This window comes from Ralstonia sp. A12, assembly GCF_000801955.1.
In the GTDB taxonomy this organism is placed as follows: Bacteria; Pseudomonadota; Gammaproteobacteria; order Burkholderiales; family Burkholderiaceae; genus Ralstonia.
Genome location: NZ_JSZO01000001.1, coordinates 578,263 through 597,189, shown reverse-complemented (window position 1 = coordinate 597,189; position 18,927 = coordinate 578,263). Strand labels below are relative to the sequence as shown.

Below are 18,927 nucleotides of genomic sequence, written 5' to 3'. Positions count from 1 at the left end.
CAAGGCGATGACGGAAGGAATTGAGGCAGTTACGACGACGATGCTGGGATTGGCGCTCGACGCCGCCAGTCTGCGCCAGCAAGTCACCGCGGCCAATATCGCGAATGTCGAGACCGCAGGCTACGTGCCCATGAAAGTCAGCTTTGAGGCGCAGATGGCGGACATTCAGCGTTCTCAGGCAGGCGTTGGTCAACTGGATTCGACGGTGCTCGAAGCCATGCGGCCGAGGATCGAGCCGGTATTCGATGCGGGTGGGTTGCCGGCGAAAGTCATGCTGGATGTCGAGGTGGCAAACATGGCCCAGAACGCCGTGCAATACCAGGCCCTGGTGAAAGGACTGGCGAAGCACTACGCAATCCTGTCGAGTGCTGTGAGCGACGGCAAGAAATAAGGAGGAGGCGAGATGGATTACGCACGCGCTTTCGCAATCAGTGCAGCGGGCATGGCGGTCGAACGGACGCGCGTCGACGTTGCGGCGCTCAATCTGGCCAATGCCAACACCATATTGGGTACGGACGGCGCGAACTATCAGCCGCTGCGCGTGGTGGCACAGGCCGCCCAGCTGGGGATTGGACAGGACGCTGGACCGGCCGCTTTCTCGGATCGCGTTGAGCAGGGGCTCGATGCATTGGAGGCTGTCCCGATCAGCCTTCCCCAGGTCAGGACCGAGCCGACCGGCGCGCAACCCAGGATGGTCTACGAGCCCGGACACCCGCTTGCCAATGACAAGGGTTTTGTCGCCTACCAGGGTGTCGATACCGCAACCGAAATGGTGACGCTGATGAGCGCGCTGCGTGCCTATGAGGCCAATGTAGCGGCGATGAATACCGCTCGCACGCTGGCCCTGAAGACACTCGATATTGGGGGGGCGTGATGACTTGGGAAGCGATTCAAGCTGCGGCGCAGGTAAGCCAGAGCGATGCCGTCGTCGAGCCGCTTGCTGGCGGGAATTCAACCGCAGCAGCGGTGAACGGCGTCGGCTTTGGCGACATGGTGAGCCAGGGGTTGGGCGAGGTGAACCAGCAGTTGCTGGTCTCACAGACCGGCCTGCAGCAACTCGCAACGGGGAATGTGCAGAACCTGCATCAAGTCATGATTGGGCTTGAGGAAAGCAGGCTCTCGTTCCAGTTGTTGCTGCAGGTACGCAACCGCTTGCTGGAAGCGTATCAAGACGTCATGAAGATGCAGGTGTAGGGAAAAGGGAAGGCACGATGCAGGAATCGAAGAGGGAGGAGCGCTGCTCTATGCGTGGCTGTTTTGATCGCCTTTGGGGAGACGCTCGGTGATTCGCGATCTGTGGCACAACCTCAGCGCGCTGGCCCGGACCGGACTAGTTGTTGGCGCGGTCTGCATTGCCGTCGCCATGGCTCTGTTCAGCTATTGGGCCTTGCGTACCGACTATCAAGTTCTGTTCGCCGATCTGACACCTCAGGATTCGGCGGCGATGGTCGCCGAACTCGATCGGCTCAAGATTCCCTATCAGCTGGGCGACCAAGGCACCTCCATCTTGGTGGACCGCAATCAGGTCTACAAGACGCGGATCAAGCTGATGGGCAAGGACTTGCCACTGCACGGTGCCGTCGGGCTGGAGTTGTTCAACAACAGCGACTTCGGTATGACCGAGTTCGCCCAGAAGATCAACTATCAGCGGGCGCTGCAGGGCGAGCTGACGCGGACCATCCTGTCGCTTTCTGAGATTCGGGATGTCCGCGTGCATCTGGCGTTGCCGGAGCAGGGGCTGTTCAAGCAGGCCAGCAGCAAGGCGAAGGCAGCGATCACCTTGACTTTGAAGCAGGGACAGGTGCTGCGGCCGGAGCAGATCACCGGGATTCAGCGCTTGGTCTCCGCCTCGGTTCCAGGGATTGCCACGCAGGACGTGACGATTGTCGATCAGCACGGCGTGGCGCTGACACGCGCGTCGGGTTCGGAGGGCGAGTTTGACGCGGCCTCCGGCAGGCTGGATCTGAAGAAGGAAACGGAAAGCTACTTGCTTCGCAAGATCGGTGACGTGCTGGAGCGCAGCTTTGGTCCCGGTCAGGCCATTGCAAGCGTGGATGTGACGCTGGATATGGACAAGATCCAGACGACGACTGAGGACGTGATGCCGTCGGCTGGTCGCAGTGGCCAAGCCCCCAGCGGCGTGGTGACCCGCGAACGCGAGAGCGTGCGGGAAACCGGGGCCCCACTGGATGCGCGGGTGGCGGATGCTTCCGCCGGTGCGCGAGGCGGCAGTTCGCAGCGTGAGACTGACTACGCAGTGGGCCGGCGCGTCGAGCAGGTCGTGAGCCAGCCGGGTTCGGTACGCCGTATTCAGGTGGTCGCCATGGTTCGCCAGCCGCTGGATGCCGATCAGCAGGAGCGGCTGCGCAAGCTGGTCGCTGCCGCAGTGGGTGCGTCGTTCGAGCGTGGCGATACCGTGGTGGTGCAGCCGTTGGATGCGCTGCTGCCCGCGGGTGCCGTTTCCTCGACCACCGCTACATCCTCAGTTACTACGACGCTCTTGCCTGAGCGTGCAGTTGCCGATCAGGCGGCTGCGGCGGGGGTGCCATCCAGCCGTTTGCTGGCAGGAGCTGCGCTGCTGCTGTTGGCTGCGGGAGCGGGCATCGGCGTACTGATGTCCCGCTACACCAGAAAGGCCGGCGGACGAAATGCGATGGTGGGGACGCAGGAGCCGCTCTCTCCGGCGCAGCGAGAAGCGGCGCTGGCCCAGGTCGAAGCCTGGATGCGGGGGGCCGCTGTACGCAATCGCAGAGAGGGGACATCATGAACCCGCGCGGGGACCTGTCTGCGCTGGATGCCGACTCGCCGACGAGAAGCGCGGCCTTGTTGCTGCACGCGCTGTCCGAGGCAGACCGTCATTGGCTGCTACAGCGCTTGCGGCCGGAAGAGAGTGCCATGCTGGGCCCTATGTTGGCGGAATTGCGCCAGATGGGGATACCTGCAGAACGCTCTCTGGTAAGCAGCGCGCTGCATGAAGTGCCCTTTCTCGACGGCTCTGACTCCAGAGCCGGTGCTGATACTGCACGGGGAGGTATGCCCGGTCCACTGTCCGCAACTACCGATGCAGACCGCATCGTGTGGCTGAAACAGGCTGCTCCGGTCGCTCTGGCTGAGGTGTTTCGGGCTGAGCCCCCCCAGGCGATCGCGTATGTCCTGCTGCTGGCCGACTGGCCCTGGCGGGCACAGCTTCTAACACGTATGGGCCCGTCCATCCGTGGCCGCGTGGAGACCGCAATCACCGAACTGCAGCGAGATACCGCGCGTGTTCGAGCGGCCTCCGCGTTTCAGGCGAGCTTGCTGAAGCATGTGTGTGCGCGTCTGGATGCCTTCATGGCGAGCAAGCAATGGGCGCTTTTGCAAAAAGAGGGGCGGGCAGGTGGTCTTGCTGGGCCGCGTGATCGGTTTTTAAGTGAGGCGACGCACCGCCGCGCACCATGGTCTGGGTGGCTCACAAAGTTGAGGGCTTGGCGATGAGTGCCCCGAAGCGTGGCGATACCGTTCTGGTCCACGGCGCCATTGCGCGTGCCGGGCAGGAGCTCGCCCCGGTCCTGCGCGGCGTCGCGGTACAGGAGGTGCCGCGTCTTCTGACGCGCCGGCGTGGCGCAGGTCATGCCGGCACACCGGCTGCGCTTGCGGTCCATGAGCTTCGCATGCCCGGGGATGATGGGCGCAGCGGGCCCGCCAATCCAGCGAGCGCGGCGGCCGAGTCGGCTGGTTATGAAGCGGGCTGGCTGGCGGGGCAGCGGGAAGGGACTGCCCTGGGGCACGAAGAAGGTTATCGCAGCGGATTTGAGACGGGCCGTGAGGATGGCTATCAACAAGGCTTGAAAGCGGGGCGAACAGACGGCCAGCAGGAAGCACACACCATCGCCAAGCAGGCAGTGGAAGACCGCCTACGTCAGCTTGACCATTTGCTGTCAGCACTTCCAGCCGAGATGCTCAAGCGCTTGCATCAGTCTGAAGACGAGATGGCGGCACTGTGCTTCGAGGTGATCTGCCGGATTGTTGGGGACGCTGCCACCAATCGGCAGGCCGTGCAGGATATGGTTCGGCACGCTGTGCAGCAGGCGAGTACGCAACTGGTAGCGATTCATGTTCACCCGGCCGATCTGGCACACCTGCAAGGCGATGCCGACTTGAATGCGTGGTTTGCTCGCCAAAGCTTCCAGGAAGGCTCAGCGGTGCAGTGGGTGGCGGACGATCGCGTCAAGCTGGGGGGATGCATTTTGCGGTCTCCTCGCGGCAACCTGGATGCCCGTCTAGAGACACAGTTGTCGGCAGTGCGCGAAGCGATATCCCGCGGCCTCTCCCGATCGCCGGAGATTGCAGCATGACCACTGGAAGCCTCCGGCAACTGCGTTCCGAGTTGCGCGACGCCGAGCTGACACGGCGTACGGGCACCGTTCGCCGCTTGTCGGGGCTCGCCATCGTTGCGCAGGGGCCGATTGCGAAGGTGGGTGAACTGTGCGCGATCCAGTCAACCGAGGCCGAGGCGGCTCAGACGCTGGCCGAAGTGGTTGGCGTCGAAGGCGGTCAGGTCATCCTGATGCCATTCGGAGGGGTGCAAGGGCTGGCTGCCGGCAATGAGGTGACAGCACTGGGCAGTCGCGCTGAGCTGCGGGTGGGCGAAGCGTTGCTGGGCAGGGTGATTGATGCATTTGGACAGCCGCTCGATGGACTTCCCGCGCCTGCGCTGACTGAAACTCGCACGCTGAAGTCGTCGCCGCTCAATCCGATGATGCGCCCACGTATCCACACGGTGTTGGAAACCGGTATCCGCAGTATCGATGCGCTGCTCACGCTCGGCAGGGGGCAGCGGGTCGGCATTTTTGCAGGTAGCGGTGTCGGCAAGAGCACGTTGCTCGGCATGATCGCGCGTCACGTGGATGCCGAAGTCAATGTGATTGCGCTGATCGGCGAGCGCGGTCGCGAGGTCCGGGAGTTCATCGACAAGCAGCTTGGGCCGGAGGGGCTCAAACGTTCTGTGGTGGTGGTCGCTACAGCGGATCAGCCAGCTTTGGCGAGGGTCAGAGCTGTCCATGCAGCGCTTGCGGTGGCGGAGTATTTCCGAGACCAGGGTAAGCAAGTCGTGCTGACCATGGATTCGATCACGCGTTTCGCGATGGCTAGGCGTGAGATTGGTCTGGCAGCTGGTGAGCCGCCGACGGCGCGCGGTTACACGCCGTCAGTGTTTGCCGAGTTGCCGGAACTCTGCGAACGCTGTGGGACCGCTCCATCAGGAGGTTCAATCACTGCGCTGCTGACCGTGCTGGTCGAGGGCGACGACTTGAACGAGCCGATCTCGGATGCGCTGCGTGCCATTCTCGATGGCCACATTGTGTTGTCGAGACAAATTGCGCATCAGGGGCAATACCCTGCCATTGACATTCTCAAGAGTGCAAGCCGCCTGCTGCCGGATTTGGCCACGCGGGAGGAGCGGGAACTGGGTGCAAAGGCTGTCCAGGTTCTTGCCATGCTGGAAAGAAATCGCCAGATGGTGGAACTGGGTGCTTACGAACACGGCACGAACCCAGAGCTGGATCGCGCGTTGATCTGTGCGTCTCGACTGAAGGCCTGGCTGAGCCAGGCAGAGGGTGGAGCAGGCCGAAGCGATGCATTGCGTCTGCTGGCTGACGCAGTGTCACCTGCAGAAGGCAAGTGATGGAAGCCGCCATGAATTCTGTGGTGCCGCAGCACGTTGTTCGGGGCGACCGGCATGCATGCTGACCTGCGCGGATTTGAGTATGCGCTGGAGCCACTGCGGCAGCAGCGGCAGTGGCGTCTGGACAAACTGCTCGCCGACCTGGGCAGCCTGCAGCGTGATATTGCACGCGCACGGGCCGAACTGGACCGGTTGCAGGCACGGCATCGGGAGCATGCTCAGGCGATTTCAGATGCCATACAGCGGCACTTCGATATGGATGTCTACAGGCGCGGGCTGCACTGGTTAGCAGGGTTGCGTAGCCAGATGCTTGAACAGGAGGCCGCTCTGGAGACATTGCTGCTCAAGAAAGAAGGTATGCAGAAGGCTTGTGTGGATGCGCAGCAGAAACTGGATGTGATGGAACGACATCGGGACGACAGCATCGTGGACTATGTGCAGGCACAGAGCAGTCGAGCACTGGCGCAGGCCGATCAGGATTGGATCGGCAGGCAAGGGCAAATGCCAGCAGGAGCCAGCGTATGAAGCTACAGCGAGACATCGCGTTTCCGGCGACCAATTCAGACAGCAGGCCGCTGCCGGCTGGACAGGAAAGCGGCGCCTATGGTCTGTCCAACCGGTACCAGGGGTGGCAGCGCGCCATGGAACAGGCGGAACTGGCCAACTGGTTCAAGGGCGTGGGTGGGGAGCAGGAGCGCGAGGGACGCACGACACACCAACAAATGGTGAAAGCTGCTTCGCTCGCCCGTCCCGGTACCCGCGCTCGCACATTGGTATCGCCCTCTCAGGAGGCTCTCCAGGCGGACAACGTCGCGCAAGCGAATGCCGGGGCGCAGGAGTTGATGCAGCCGAACGCACGACCCGTTGCTGAGGAGGCTATTTCGGTTGCCGAAGTAGGCGCAACGCGGTCTTGGCAAGGCTCGACGCCGCAGGCCCAACAGGTGTTTGGGCGAACCATGGTTTCCCAACCTAACGTGACATCAGCCGTGTCCGCCAACTTCGGGCAGGTCGGACTTGGTGTGGTGACTCCGACTGACACAGCAGCCAGCGTTCCCTTTCCGGTTGGGTTGCCGACACCGTTGGTTTCACAGCTTCTTGCGGCGATGAGTGCATCAACGAGCGGCGTCCTGGATACGGTGGTAGTTGTGCCCACCCGAGCGGAAATTGCTATGAATTCCCCGGTTGTTCCTGGCATGCCGTTGCAGGTCTGGACTGGTGGCGATGTTCAGCCGGAGGACGTGATGCAGAGCCTTGATGAACACGAGTCGCCGCCAGCATCCGGCAAGCAGGAGGCGACCGCTTCGAATGAAGACACTCCGGCCGTACGGATCCACGCGGAGTGGACCGAACAGGGCGTGCGCATATGGCTGGGAGTCAGCCGTGACGAAAACGTGGTCTTGCCGGAGGTTCAGCGGCAGCTTGATCGTTTGCTGGCCGAGAGCGGTCACCAACTGCTCAGCTTGGTCTGCAACGGTCGTTCGCTGACGGGTACCACGCAGGACGATCTGGCCAAGCGAGCACCGTTAGCAAGACTACATGAAGGGCAGTACCGACAGGTACTTCAGGATGGGGACTGGTCTGCCGGCCAGCCGATGTTTCACGTTTATCAGCAGGTAGGACGATGACAATCAGCGCAGCAAGCACCGTCAGCAGTACCGCCGGATCCCAGGTCAACAACCTCAACATGCAGGATTTCCTGAAGGTCCTGCTCACGCAGTTGACCTATCAGGATCCACTCAAGCCCATGGACAACCAGCAGTTCATGGCGCAGGTCGCCCAGTTCACTGCGCTTGGGCAGACCCAGCAGATGAACAGCAACATTGAGACGCTGGTGTCGAACCAGGCATCTCTGCAATCCGTTGGTCTGATTGGCCGCACGGTGGATATCACGACCAGTTCGGGGACCATGACGGGCACTGTTTCGGCACTGTCCCTATCCGGAACCTCGCCTCAGTTGACCATCAACGCGGGAGCCGGCGGGACGCTGACCGGCATCGCTCTGAGTCAAGTCATTGCCGTTCGGTAAATACCCATCATCCCTGAATACTAGGAGCCACTGATGCTTGATTCCATCTACATTGCGATGACCGGCCTGCACGGTTTCGAAGAAGGGCTGCGCGTGATCTCGAATGACACGACCAATATGAACACGCCAGGTTTCAAAGGGTCTGGGCTCCAGTTCTCAGATCTCTTCTATTCGACCGGTGGGCTCGGTGGTCAAGCCGGCGGGCACGCTTCCAGCCAATTCGGCTTCGGGCTCAACACCGTTGGCACGGTGCTGAATTTTCAGCAAGGACAGTTGCAGAACACGGGTAACGACCTTGATTTGGCGGTCGATGGCCAAGGGCTCTTCGTGCTGAAGGCGGCTGACGGGACGATTCACTACACCCGGGATGGGCAGTTCAAGTTTGATACCAATGGCAACCTGATCTCGAGCGCGACCGGCGAGCAAGTAATGGGCATGGACGCCACCGGCAGTCTGACGGCCATCAGTATTGCATCGCTCAAGACGAACGCGGCGAAGGCAACGAGTACGGTCACATTCAGCGGCAACCTGTCGAGCACGTCCACGGGTCAGACCGTAGGCAGTGTCACCGTCAACGACGCTGCTGGCAGTGCCCATACGCTGTCGGCAAAGCTGGCGCCCGTCAGCGGTAAATCGGGCAGTTGGACCGTGACGTTGCTTGACGGCACAACCACGGTCGGTAGTGGAACGATTGCGTTCATCAATGGCCGCCCGGATCCGGCCAATGCAACGGTTTCGGTCAACTACACGCCGAGCGGTCAGTCTGCGATTCCGCTTACGCTCGATTTCTCTAACAACGTCACGTCGTTTGACTCTGGCAGTCAGTCGACGCTGGCGGTAGCGTCGCAGGATGGCTTTGGCGCCGGCAGCCTGACTAAGGCTACGTTCGATACCACGGGGACGCTTGTTCTGAACTACTCGAACGGACAGACCGCGAAGGGAGCACGCCTGGCTCTTGGGCACTTCAGTTCTCCCGACGCAGTGCAGTCTGTTGGTGACAACGAGTTCAAGGCGGTTGACGGCCGCGCATGGGAAACCGGTGTGGCAGGCAGCGATGCGTTTGGCAACGTGCGCTCGGGGATGGTGGAAATCTCCAACGTCGATTTGTCTCAGGAATTCAGCAACTTGGTCATCATGCAGCGGGGCTATCAGGCATCGTCTCAAGTGGTTTCCACAGCGAATGACATGCTGACCGAACTCTTTGCAATGCATGGCAAATGAGCATGATCGTTGAATATCCCGAGGTGGATCTACGGAGAGCGCCTGTCTTGCCAGATGCTGAGGTTCGGCCATTGCGCTGGTGGCCGGCCGCTCAATTGGGTCGGCTGGCGGGGGATTTGCAAGAGGTGCTCGCCCAATGGGCGCGTGATTGGGGACTGCCGACGGCGGCGCCCGGCGCGACATGCGCTCCTCAAGCCATGGCGGCTTCGGAGCATTTCCTCGGTGACGGAGCGGCGGACGCCATCGAGCGGTCGTGGATTGCATTGAGGCCAGGCAGTACCACAGAGCGTTGTTGGTGGACGGTGGGTGCCCCGGGCGACAGCAGTTGTGTCAACAGTACTGAAGGCCGGCACGATCGTACGCCGCTTGGGCAAGCCGGTTCGTCGCTGTTGGCGGCGCTTTTTGCCGCATCCCATGAGGCACCAATGATGCTGGTCGATGCGTCTGCGCCATGGGTGGCGACCTGCGTCGCAGCGGATGCCGTCGAGGATTGGTGCGCGCAATTGCGCAAATGGATCGGAGCACCTGACGGAGCGGGGAGCGCGTCAATAGCTAAGACGGAGAGCGTTCTGCGGGAAGAAATCCTGCAGCCCTGGTCTGGTGCGGTGTGGCTGGCTCTGGATTGGTGCGGGCTTAGGTTTCAGTTGGTGATGGATTTCTCCTGTGCCACTCGTCTTCTAGGGCAGCACTGCGCTGTTTCGACGGGTGCCGAGGCTACGCAACCGGTCGCAGTTGCGGCGTTGGTTCCCGTGTTGTCTGCGTTGTCTGCTGAAGTGTTGTCCATGACAGTGGAACTGAGCCCGGTCGAACTGGAGCTCGGGACTGTGTCCGGATTGCGACTTGGCGACGTCGTACGCATCCCGCATGCACTGGAGACACCACTGCGCGTTCGCATAGCTGATGCCGAGCCTTTGTTCCAGGCGTTTCTGGGAAGGATCGATGATCACAAAGCAGTTGAACTGCAACCGCTCGACACAGCGCACTAGCGCGCGGCTACGGCGACATGCCACAACATCCAAGAATTAACCTGACGAGTACCCCCATGGAGCACCTATTGAGCACAGCCACGCATGGCCGAAATCTGGACGCTGAAGAAGACGGTGATGTCATGCCCGCAGCGCAGACGCTTGCGTTGAGCGATTTGCACGCGACGGGCGAGACAGTTCCGGATGCGCCGCTGTTGAGCAACACCTTGGATTCAGGCGTTAACCCGCTGCATCGCGTGAAAGCACAGCTGACGGTATGCGTCGGAACGGCAACGATCTCAGTGGGCGAACTGATGGCTGCCAGGGAACAACAGGTCTTGCGCCTAGACAGCAAGGTCGCACAGCCGGTCGATCTGCTTCTGGAAGGGAAAGTTGTGGCTCGTGGCCAACTTGTCGCCGTGGATGATCATTTTGGCGTGCGGATCACGGAATTGCCGCTTGACCTCAAGCTATAAGGAAGCCGTTTCAGTGCGCCGTATGCCTTGTTTGAACATGCTGGGGCTTGTGCCTGGGGCCTCGGCCCTCAGCATTGCGACCAGTCTCCTCCTGCTTTGCGCACTCGCCATGGTTGGGCTCCCGGCAACTGCGCAGACGAGGCTTGCTTCGGTGCCGGCTGCTTCCGCAGAGTCTCCCGCCCATGAAGCGGCCGGGATGTCGGACTCGGACAAAGCCAATGCAGAGTCGGGACGCCTTCCTGCCAGCATTCCTTTGCGTCGGGAAGCTGAGGCGGATGGTAGCGCCATGTTTGGTACAACGCAGTTGCTGATGGTGGTGGCTGTCCTGGCCGTCTCAACGTGGGGACTGTCCAGGTGGCTTCGGTCAAGAGCGTCTTCAGCGGAGAGTCGGCCTACAGGATGGCTAGGCCGGTTTGCCGGCCGCTCGGGAATCGATGCTGCGCAAGTCGTCAGCTCTTCGCGCTTGACGGGTAAGGCAAGCCTGCATGTAGTCGAATGGGATCGGCAACAATGGCTTATCGGGTGCACGGAGCATAGCGTCTCCGTGCTCGCGAAACGCCCTGTCGGCAAGGATGGCACCTCCAGCACGCTGCGTGCACAGCAGGAGGGTGCGAGGCATGAGTAAGCATGGCTCTCTGAACCTGCTGGTAGTTTGCCTGAGCTTGGTGAGGCGCGTATTGTGCGCGCTCGCGTGTATGGTGCCGCTGTTCCTGCCAATCGAGAGTCACGCGGCGTCGCCGTCCACCGCCATCGTCGCGCCGACGCTGCGGCCGACAGCGCAATCGGTACAGCACACAACGCCTGCCGTTGAAACGGCGCAGGCGCTGCGCGTGGTTTTGGGCCTCACGGTGCTCGCGATTCTGCCGGCGCTGTTGGTTTCGGTGACATCGTTCCTGCGCATCATCATCGTTCTCTCCATGCTCCGGCATGGCATCGGCATGCAGGAGACGCCGCCCAACACTGCGCTGATTGGCCTTGCGCTGTTCCTGACACTTTTTACGATGTCGCCGGTGCTCGAGCAGATCAACCAGCAAGCGTTCCAGCCATTCATGGCAGGGACCCTCTCCATGGAGGCGGCCTACGAGCGGGGCAGTGCACCGTTGCGCGAGTTCATGGTGCGCCAGACGCGCGAGCAGGATCTGGCGTTGATGGTGGAACTGTCTAAGGCCAAGCCGCCGCAGACGATGGATGACATCAGCAACGTACAGCTTGTCCCGGCCTACATGCTTTCCGAGCTGCGCACGGCATTCCAGATTGGCTTTGTTGTGTTCCTGCCGTTTCTCCTGATCGACTTGGTGGTGTCAAGCATCCTGATGGCGTTGGGCATGATGATGATGCCGCCGTCCACCGTTTCGCTGCCGCTGAAGATCTTGATGTTTGTGCTCATGGACGGATGGGGTCTACTGATAAAGGCCCTGGTTGGATCGTTCCACTAGACACCAGTGAGCTCTGGGATGGATCTGTCCAGCGACGAACCATTGTCGGGTGATCGAGCGAGGCTCCCAGTCGAGGCGTCCGCTGAGGACGCTCGCGTGGACGAGTCGGCTTTGTGGGGCAGATTGCACAGGCAGGGTGATACTGCGGCGCGCGAGGCGCTGGTTGCGCGATATCTTCCTTATGCGAAGGCACAAGCCGCAACCACCTACGCTCGCCGAACGCACGACGCGTTCGAATTCGAGGAATACTTGCAGTTCGCAGTAGTGGGCCTGATGGAATCACTTGAACGTTTCGATCCCGCGCATGGGGCTCAGTTCAAGACGTATGCGACACCACGAATCATCGGCGCCATGCTAAATGGAATCGAACGACTCAGTGAGCAACAGCAGCAGATCGGTCTGCGTCGCCGACTTGCCGCCGAACGCGCTGCCTCACTGGCCAGCGAACCGTTGAGTGATGGAAGTCCACAGAAGCTGCTGCGAGAGCTCGGGGAGATCGGTGTCGGTATCGCGCTTGGCATCCTTCTTGAGGGAACCGGCATGCTGGCAGATCAAGATGAAGTCTTGCCAGACAACGCATACTCCCGTGTCGAATTGCGTCAGCTGCGACAGCAGATATGGCACCTTGTGGACCATCTGACGCCACGTGAGCGCGAAGTCGTTCGTCTCCACTATCAGCAACTGAAGTCGTTCGATGAGGTGGCGGCAGAGTTAGGTCTCACGAAAGGACGGGTCTCACAATTGCATCAACAGGGTTTGAAGCGATTGCATGCGTTGGTAACGAAGCAGGCTCGATGCGATATCGCGTATTAGCCACACGGAACATACGAGGCCTGCAGAGGGCCACCATACAAGAGAACAGCCATGACTGCCGATTCGGTTCAATCCCAACGTCTAGAGCGCCTGCAGAGTTACTTGGAGGCAGATCCGCAGAATGAGCGACTGCGGGCGGATTTGTTTGAGGCTGCCTTGGCGGCGGGGAACCTGTCACTTGCGGCGCAGCATGTCGACGCCATGCTGGACAAGGATGCCGGTTCTCAACCGTGGGAACATCGTCGCGCCTTGCTCCTGTTGGCTCAAAAACAGTACGCCGAGGCCGAGTCCGTACTGGAGGGCTTGGTCATCGCAGGGGCGAACAATCCTGTGGTCGTCTATAACCTTGCGTTCTCATTGTTCGGCCAAGGCCAGTTCGAGGCCGCGCGTGATCGACTATCTGGACTCATTGGCCAAAGTCAGGAGGAGGCTCAATCGGCTCTGGCGCTTTGGCTTCGGTGTCAGCATCACCTCGGGCAGTTGAATGACGGACTGGGCAGATTCAGCGAGGTGATCACAACTCAGCCGGCTTCTACCGAAGCGATAGGTGTCGCAAGTCTGATGGCTTTTGATGCCGGCCGATTGTCCGACGCCGCCGCATGGTCGTCGCAAGCGCTCAATGTGGAGCCGGACCAGCTTGAGGCGCTGGCATGCCAAGGCTCGCTTTCGTTGGGAAGGCAAGATGTCGAGGCTGCAATCGCCACTTTCCAACATGCGCTGACGCTTAACGCGAATGATGGACGTAGTTGGTCAGGCTTGGCGTTCGCAAATCTTTTGGAACAGCGTTTCGACCAGGCGTACGCTGCATTTGGGAATGCAGTCGCTCACATGACGCGTCACATTGGCACCTGGATTGGGCTGGGGTGGTGTGAGTTCATGCGCCGCGATTTGTCAGCCGCGCGCCGTGCGTTTTCAAGTGCGCTTGCCTTGGATCGGAATTTTGCCGAGAGCCACGGTTCCATGGCAGTGATTCTGGCGACTGAAGGCAAGCGCGCCGAGGCAGCCTGGGAGATCGAATTGGCGCTTGGGCTCGACAAGGGATGCCTGTCCGCTCGCTACGCCCAGGCCGTGCTATCGGGCGAGGTGAATGATCCGGTTGCATTCCGCAAACTCGCGGTGCGCGTGCTGGCTCAGCATCCTGGTCCTGTAAAGGGCCAATCCCTAGCAGACGTGGTCTTGCGGAACCCACATAGCTAACGTTGTGCCGTCGTTGGTCTCGCCGTTTCCAGGAGCAGTTGCCCAGCGCGTTCCATAGCGACGGACAGCTTGGGATCATGCTCCATCGATGCTTGTACCTGACCGACCAGATCATCGAAGCCGGGGTCGTTGAGGAGATGAAGCCCCAGTTCATTCGCCAGAACTGAGCCTAGATATACCCGGAAGGCTTTCTTTCTGCGCTGAGGATCATCCGGGTCGATGGCGACGACTGCCTGGGCAACACGAGTTAGAAGATCTTTGGGGCCGCTTGATGCGTCCCCAGTCGGTGATGGGGTCGCGTTCCGTCCGCTCCGCGTGACTTCACGCTTCCAGTTCTGTGCCTCCGTGCGGATGTAGGCAAGAAGCTGACTGGTTGGGTCAATGGCACTCATGGGCGCAGGCGGGATGGCTGGATGTTTCGGCAAGCAGTACGTCTGTGCAGGGTGAACCGCTCGTGCCGGGCTGACTCTCTCGCCGCTCACCACCACGCATATACCGCGATTATAGGCAGCGACTAGAGTCCGAGTTGTTTGACGAAGCGGTCGACGTGAACAGACCACAGCTTGCCGCCGTAGTACATCAGAGCGTGGCCATCGTGCCCCGGCAGTTCGGTAGTATGGATGAACTCCGCAGAACTTCCTCCGGATGCGAACGCCTGGTGCCACTCCCCGGGGGCGTCGGGCCCCCAGTACCGATCGTTTTTTGCGTAGAGCCACAAGCCTGGGATCTTTGTAGTTTTTCCAAGTTCACCCATGACTTCGCGCAATTGAGCTTGATCGCAACTGTGGCCCGGCGCGCCCTCAGGCCAACCCGCTGCGCCGCCAGCGAAGTTGATGTAGCCGATCACGCCCGAGGGTTGCGCCGCTACTGTCGCCACAGTGGCAAACCCCCCGACTGACTGGCCCTCCAGAATGATGCGGTCTTTATCCACCCAAGGTTGCGTACGAGTCCATGCTAGTGCGATCAGGGTAATGTCTTGTGCGACCTTGGCCAGATGCCGAAAATCAGGTCTGCTTGTGCACATGCCGGTGGAGTTGAATATGGCACCTGCGGCCTCAAGGTCAGGGCCCCCGGTGGCACCGTAGCCGATGCGGATAGGCGCAACAACGGCGATGCCTTTTGCCAACCAATATCGCACATGCCCCTTCGGAATCGGATTCTTGAAATTCGCCCTATCTACGCGGTCGGCCGTGCGCCCGTGGGAGAAGATTAGGGTTGGGAAAGGGCCGGATCCTGCCGGCTTATAGACTTCGGCACGCATGGCGATGTCGCCACCGAATGTGCCTGCTCCTGGAACTGTGATGGAAACGATTTCTGGCTCTACCGGGGCAGGTGACGAAGCTGGGGCAGGGATTGGAGCCGGAGTTTCAACTGAACCTGGAGTCTCTGCTGCCGTAACCGGTTGGCTATGGAGTCCGCCGCAAGCTACCAACAGGCCAAGCCCAAGTGCAACGATGCGGCGTATGTAGTCATTGCCGTTTTCGAGGCCCGCAAAGGGCGAGAGAGATCCCGGCTTGTGGATACGCGTATAGCTCACGATGATTTGGCGGGAAAGTATCGGCCCTAGTTCGGGGCAAAAGATGGCGTTAGTGCAAGCTCTTGTACGTCGACAAGAGAAAATGCGCACCCTCGTCGGCTTCGATGGACTGGCTGGCGGCTTTTGCTGCAGTAGGGGCGCCATGACGCGCTTCTTCCGCCATTGCCGCTTCGAGCCTTCCAAGCAGCATCTGCATGTCGCGGCTCAAGGGATCGTTTTCGACGTTTTGCCCGATACCCTCGCGCAAAAGTGTGCACGCATCCGCGATCTGGTTCTGATGCAGCAATTCAAAGGCACGCTTGAATAGCCTTAAGGGGTGTCTGTTTTCCAGCAAGTCGAGCGGCCCCCAGGTGGTCAGCGCGGTTGCTGGGCGGCCACTGGTCATCTGCAATAGCCCTAGCTGGAATCTCGCAATCGAATAGTCGGGTGCAACTTGCAGCACCGCGATATACGCTGCCTCGGCCTGATCCGTGTGTTTCGCTTGCATGTACTGTGCAGCCAGTAGGAACAGTACGTGAGGATTCGCGGGGTAGCGTGTGGCGGCCGCTTCGAGAAGCGTCATCGCACTGTCGGCGTCACATGTGCCGATTTGCTGGACCAAGTCGCGGATTGGATTCTGATCGGCAATCATGCGGTGCCTCGAAACTTTGCTTGGTCGGATAGGATGGAGTCGTACAAGGCTTAAGCAATGGCGGGTTCTTTGCCTGCTGCAAGCGCTTCCAGCACTTCACCAATCGTGCGGATGTCGCGCAGATTCGCAATGGCGTCGATTCTCCCCAGCATGGCATCCTTCAATAGTTCCGTGCTGATTAGGGTTGCTTCCGCATCATGATTGGCTTGGACCAACTGTTTTGCGGCGTCGATCGGTAGCATTCCCATCTGCCGTGCATGGCTTTCCACTAGCGCACAGTCTTGCTCGGAGCAGCAACTGTCGTTCTTTAGCAATGCCTGAGCTTGTTCAAGCCGTCTTCGGGCAATGAGATCCCCGCCAAGATAGCCATCGTGAAGCGCTGCACGTTTTGCGTTGATAATTCCGCGAAGCTGCGCGCGCAGGCGTGCGGTTTCATGAATCTTGTGGACTTCGGATAGAGGCTTGCTCCAGTCCCCCGGTTCAAACGGGGCAGCGGGAAACTTGAAGCGAGCAGAGAGGTCGGGCAGTACTGTATCGAGCAATTCACGACGCAACCGGAACATGTCCTCTTGTGTTTGGGCGCGATGAATGGCCTGTACGTAATGTTCGCGCACTTGCTCCGTTTGCTCGAGCATGCGTAGCGTGTTTTGATGCCGGTGTTCGATGAGTGATGCCGCCTCTTGCAACGCGATTCCGCGCGCTGTTGCAACTGCGCTGAGCATGGGGAACTGTCCGGTATCTCCCTCCGATGATGAGGCACCTGTTTCGTTCAAATAGCGCTGAGCTTCAGCGTGTTTGAGGTGTCGCACGTCATTCCCGAGCGCGCACGTCGCCGCAAACCGATTGCGCGCTTGTGAGACCTTGTCCCGCAACAGCGCGAGTAGGGCGCTTCTGTTGCTGTCCAGCATGCGCTGCAGAAGTGGCTTCGCCTCTGGCTCCCGCACGTCTTTGAACACACCACCGTTGAACCGCCAACTCCAGCAATTGCGCAGGGTCATTGCTGCGGGTAACTCGCCCAGATACTGCGAAACGAAGTACCAGTCGCCGTCCATGGCAGGCTGGTACTCCGGGTCATCTGTAAAGTAGACCACCCGATTGGATTTGACCTGCGCCACGATGATCCAGTTCGTCCCGGGGGAACGGGTGGTATCAAATTCCGCGGCTACAACAGCCTGTGTTTCGGTCGAGTAGGGGTGATTCATTGACGTCGCTCACAGTAAAACGGGTGAATCTTGAATGCTTTGAGGCCGGAGTGATGGCTTGCCGCAACGAGCATTGGTGTTCCATCTACATAGCCCAGCGCAGGCGGTTGTCGGAACTCGCCCCCGACGTTGCCTTCCCACAGTTTGACTTCCCGCTGTGGATCCAGCACGGCCAAATGGCCCTCGCGGGAGAGGACAACGAGATGCTTATCGAATTGCATGGGGGCCCATACCCCTGGGCTTCTGAACTTGGACATCCAACGGATGCTGAGGTCGCTGACGTTGAATGCCACGAGATGAGATGTGTCGTCCAGGACGTAGGCAACGGAGTCTGCAACGTGCAAGAACTGATGGTGAAGCCCTTTTCCATGTCGCCGGCTATGAAGTAACTCACCGGTCTCGATGTCAAAGCTCTGTAGGAAGCCGGTTTCGGTGGCGACGAGTACTAGGTCGTTTGCCAAGCCAGGCCTGCCTCGCACTAGACCCTTTGATAGAACCTGCCAGCGAAGGGATCCACTGTCCGCGTCTACGCAAATCACGGACTTATCGTTGCAAGTCGAGATTACCGCGCGATGCTCTGCGCTATAGGCAGCGGTGGCGGGGGGCCAAGACGCATGAGTATGGCTCCAGAGGATTCTGCCGGTCTGCCAATCGATGCAATGTAGATAGCCGAATGCCTCATCGCCAAAGTTGTCCTGCTCGGCATTGATATACAGACGCCGGTTGGGCAGATCGACGACCGGCGTGGCGTGGACGTGCGAACCGATACGCCAGCGCCAGATGATGGAGCCATCACTCGCATTCAACCGCGTAATGGTCCCGTCGTAGCAGCCAAACACCAAGCTGGAATCTACATGCTGCAGTTGCTGAACGATGGCTTTGTACGGCTTCGCAAGACTTTCATAGCACCAGACAGCTTCGCCGGTGTGAGCGTCGAATCGCCAGACACGGGATTGATCATCAGCGACAAAAACGGCGTTGTCCGCTATGACGGGAGCGCATTTGAGGGGGTGCTTGAAGTACCCGTTCAGGTCAAAACGCCACCATGCTGGCATCCCGATAAACGCTGGAGACGCGCCCTGCATCAGGGGCGGTTTCGCGTCGTGGCAATCGCGTGTCAACCCGATGTCATGCCGCTTAAAGACGGAAACCACCGGAAACGTGCCGACCGATAGTTGTCGGGACCCGAGCGGCCTCCATTGGTCGAACAAGACGGCCAATGCGCAGATGTTGGGAGAGAGTTTGTCTGCGGCGAGGGCTTCTTCAACTAGAGAGACAGCTGAACCCCGTCCTAAGAAGTCGTCGATCATGACGGCGCGAGCGCCATCGGCACAAGGTGCGCCTTCGACCCAGCGCTTGCGATTGTGGTCCTTGCGCTCGCTGCGAACCATGAGAATGCTTAGGTCAACGCCGTCCTCCAGTGCCGCCATTGCGATGGCGTAGAGGAGCGGTGCTGCACCATAGCCCGGACCTACAAGGACTTCCGGATTGAACGGTTTGATCAGCGGCCACATGAGTTGACCAGCGGCTCTTGCGTACCGCGCTTGAGTTAGCAGATCGCGGAAGTCGAAGGTGACCGCGTTCCCGAGCAGGACGGCGCGCTCGTAGATTGCTCGACGCAACATTTCCCGAACCTCCCGCTGGGCGTCCGGGATATCGCCAACTTGAGTCAAATTACGGCCCTTGTGAATCAGGTTTTCACTACGATGGCTGGCATCCGCCGGGCGAGTACCAACTGTCCGGCGGATTCGGTGTGCGTTA

22 protein-coding genes are annotated in these 18,927 nt (G+C 60.2%); 17 read left to right on the top strand and 5 right to left on the bottom strand.

The genetic code is table 11. The features are described from left to right. Nucleotides 1–7 precede the first annotated feature (7 nt). The 17 genes from PI87_RS02700 to PI87_RS02620 all read left to right on the top strand — a co-directional run bounded on the left by PI87_RS02700 (nucleotide 8) and on the right by PI87_RS02620 (nucleotide 13,796). Nucleotides 8–391, top strand: a complete 384-nt coding sequence (locus PI87_RS02700; protein ID WP_039596114.1) for a flagellar basal body rod protein FlgB — start codon at nucleotides 8–10, stop codon at nucleotides 389–391. 12 nt (nucleotides 392–403) lie between these two features. Further along, nucleotides 404–874 (top strand): flagellar basal body rod protein FlgC, encoded by a 471-nt coding sequence (gene flgC / locus PI87_RS02695; protein WP_039596113.1) that lies wholly within the window; start codon nucleotides 404–406, stop codon nucleotides 872–874. Continuing rightward, nucleotides 874–1,194: a flagellar hook-basal body complex protein FliE gene (fliE, locus tag PI87_RS02690; RefSeq protein WP_039596112.1), complete on the top strand. Its 321-nt coding sequence runs from the start codon at nucleotides 874–876 to the stop codon at nucleotides 1,192–1,194. The genes flgC and fliE overlap by 1 nt, the downstream gene beginning before the upstream one ends. Before the next feature lie 88 nt (nucleotides 1,195–1,282). After that, nucleotides 1,283–2,767: a flagellar basal-body MS-ring/collar protein FliF gene (fliF, locus tag PI87_RS02685; protein WP_232313924.1), complete on the top strand. Its 1,485-nt coding sequence runs from the start codon at nucleotides 1,283–1,285 to the stop codon at nucleotides 2,765–2,767. Further along, nucleotides 2,764–3,474, top strand: a complete 711-nt coding sequence (locus tag PI87_RS02680; RefSeq protein ID WP_039596111.1) for a hypothetical protein — start codon at nucleotides 2,764–2,766, stop codon at nucleotides 3,472–3,474. Before fliF ends, PI87_RS02680 begins: the two co-directional genes overlap by 4 nt. Further along, nucleotides 3,471–4,334, top strand: a complete 864-nt coding sequence (locus tag PI87_RS02675) for a FliH/SctL family protein (protein ID WP_039596110.1) — start codon at nucleotides 3,471–3,473, stop codon at nucleotides 4,332–4,334. Before PI87_RS02680 ends, PI87_RS02675 begins: the two co-directional genes overlap by 4 nt. Continuing rightward, nucleotides 4,331–5,662 carry a FliI/YscN family ATPase gene (locus tag PI87_RS02670; RefSeq protein WP_039596109.1) on the top strand — a complete coding sequence of 444 codons (1,332 nt, stop codon included), beginning with the start codon at nucleotides 4,331–4,333 and terminating at the stop codon, nucleotides 5,660–5,662. The genes PI87_RS02675 and PI87_RS02670 overlap by 4 nt, the downstream gene beginning before the upstream one ends. 54 nt (nucleotides 5,663–5,716) lie before the next feature. Next, nucleotides 5,717–6,187 (top strand): hypothetical protein, encoded by a 471-nt coding sequence (locus PI87_RS02665; protein ID WP_039596108.1) that lies wholly within the window; start codon nucleotides 5,717–5,719, stop codon nucleotides 6,185–6,187. Next, nucleotides 6,184–7,287: a hypothetical protein gene (locus PI87_RS02660; protein WP_039596107.1), complete on the top strand. Its 1,104-nt coding sequence runs from the start codon at nucleotides 6,184–6,186 to the stop codon at nucleotides 7,285–7,287. Before PI87_RS02665 ends, PI87_RS02660 begins: the two co-directional genes overlap by 4 nt. Beyond that, nucleotides 7,284–7,688 carry a flagellar hook capping FlgD N-terminal domain-containing protein gene (locus PI87_RS02655; RefSeq protein WP_039596106.1) on the top strand — a complete coding sequence of 135 codons (405 nt, stop codon included), beginning with the start codon at nucleotides 7,284–7,286 and terminating at the stop codon, nucleotides 7,686–7,688. The genes PI87_RS02660 and PI87_RS02655 overlap by 4 nt, the downstream gene beginning before the upstream one ends. A gap of 33 nt (nucleotides 7,689–7,721) precedes the next feature. Continuing rightward, nucleotides 7,722–8,909, top strand: a complete 1,188-nt coding sequence (locus tag PI87_RS02650) for a flagellar hook protein FlgE (RefSeq protein ID WP_039596105.1) — start codon at nucleotides 7,722–7,724, stop codon at nucleotides 8,907–8,909. Then, nucleotides 8,906–9,895 (top strand): FliM/FliN family flagellar motor C-terminal domain-containing protein, encoded by a 990-nt coding sequence (locus tag PI87_RS02645; protein WP_084209865.1) that lies wholly within the window; start codon nucleotides 8,906–8,908, stop codon nucleotides 9,893–9,895. The genes PI87_RS02650 and PI87_RS02645 overlap by 4 nt, the downstream gene beginning before the upstream one ends. A gap of 56 nt (nucleotides 9,896–9,951) precedes the next feature. Beyond that, complete coding sequence (locus PI87_RS02640; protein WP_084209864.1) at nucleotides 9,952–10,350, top strand: FliM/FliN family flagellar motor switch protein; 399 nt, start codon at nucleotides 9,952–9,954, stop codon at nucleotides 10,348–10,350. Beyond that, nucleotides 10,298–10,975, top strand: coding sequence for a flagellar biosynthetic protein FliO (locus PI87_RS29935; RefSeq protein ID WP_084209863.1), 678 nt, complete (start codon nucleotides 10,298–10,300; stop codon nucleotides 10,973–10,975). Before PI87_RS02640 ends, PI87_RS29935 begins: the two co-directional genes overlap by 53 nt. Then, nucleotides 10,968–11,786, top strand: a complete 819-nt coding sequence (fliP, locus tag PI87_RS02630; RefSeq protein WP_232313922.1) for a flagellar type III secretion system pore protein FliP — start codon at nucleotides 10,968–10,970, stop codon at nucleotides 11,784–11,786. The genes PI87_RS29935 and fliP overlap by 8 nt, the downstream gene beginning before the upstream one ends. Nucleotides 11,787–11,882: 96 nt before the next feature. Further along, nucleotides 11,883–12,599, top strand: coding sequence for a sigma-70 family RNA polymerase sigma factor (locus PI87_RS02625; protein ID WP_198139499.1), 717 nt, complete (start codon nucleotides 11,883–11,885; stop codon nucleotides 12,597–12,599). 51 nt (nucleotides 12,600–12,650) lie between these two features. Further along, nucleotides 12,651–13,796: a tetratricopeptide repeat protein gene (locus PI87_RS02620; protein WP_052321369.1), complete on the top strand. Its 1,146-nt coding sequence runs from the start codon at nucleotides 12,651–12,653 to the stop codon at nucleotides 13,794–13,796. Here the strand turns inward: PI87_RS02620 and PI87_RS28960 are convergent. The 5 genes from PI87_RS28960 to PI87_RS02600 all read right to left on the bottom strand — a co-directional run bounded on the left by PI87_RS28960 (nucleotide 13,793) and on the right by PI87_RS02600 (nucleotide 18,839). Beyond that, entirely contained in the window at nucleotides 13,793–14,188 is a 396-nt protein-coding gene (locus tag PI87_RS28960) for a hypothetical protein (protein ID WP_157003056.1), read from the bottom strand. The two genes, PI87_RS02620 and PI87_RS28960, sit on opposite strands and share 4 nt — an antisense overlap. 122 nt (nucleotides 14,189–14,310) lie before the next feature. Next, nucleotides 14,311–15,057: a dienelactone hydrolase family protein gene (locus PI87_RS02615; RefSeq protein ID WP_232313921.1), complete on the bottom strand. Its 747-nt coding sequence runs from the start codon at nucleotides 15,055–15,057 to the stop codon at nucleotides 14,311–14,313. A gap of 325 nt (nucleotides 15,058–15,382) precedes the next feature. Next, entirely contained in the window at nucleotides 15,383–15,964 is a 582-nt protein-coding gene (locus tag PI87_RS02610; RefSeq protein WP_039596102.1) for a tetratricopeptide repeat protein, read from the bottom strand. 50 nt (nucleotides 15,965–16,014) lie between these two features. Next, entirely contained in the window at nucleotides 16,015–17,166 is a 1,152-nt protein-coding gene (locus tag PI87_RS02605) for a hypothetical protein (RefSeq protein ID WP_039596101.1), read from the bottom strand. After that, the gene (locus PI87_RS02600; RefSeq protein ID WP_157003055.1) at nucleotides 17,163–18,839 is read right to left on the bottom strand and encodes an outer membrane protein assembly factor BamB family protein; all 1,677 of its coding nucleotides are present in this window, start codon (nucleotides 18,837–18,839) and stop codon (nucleotides 17,163–17,165) included. The genes PI87_RS02605 and PI87_RS02600 overlap by 4 nt, the downstream gene beginning before the upstream one ends. Nucleotides 18,840–18,927 lie beyond the last annotated feature (88 nt).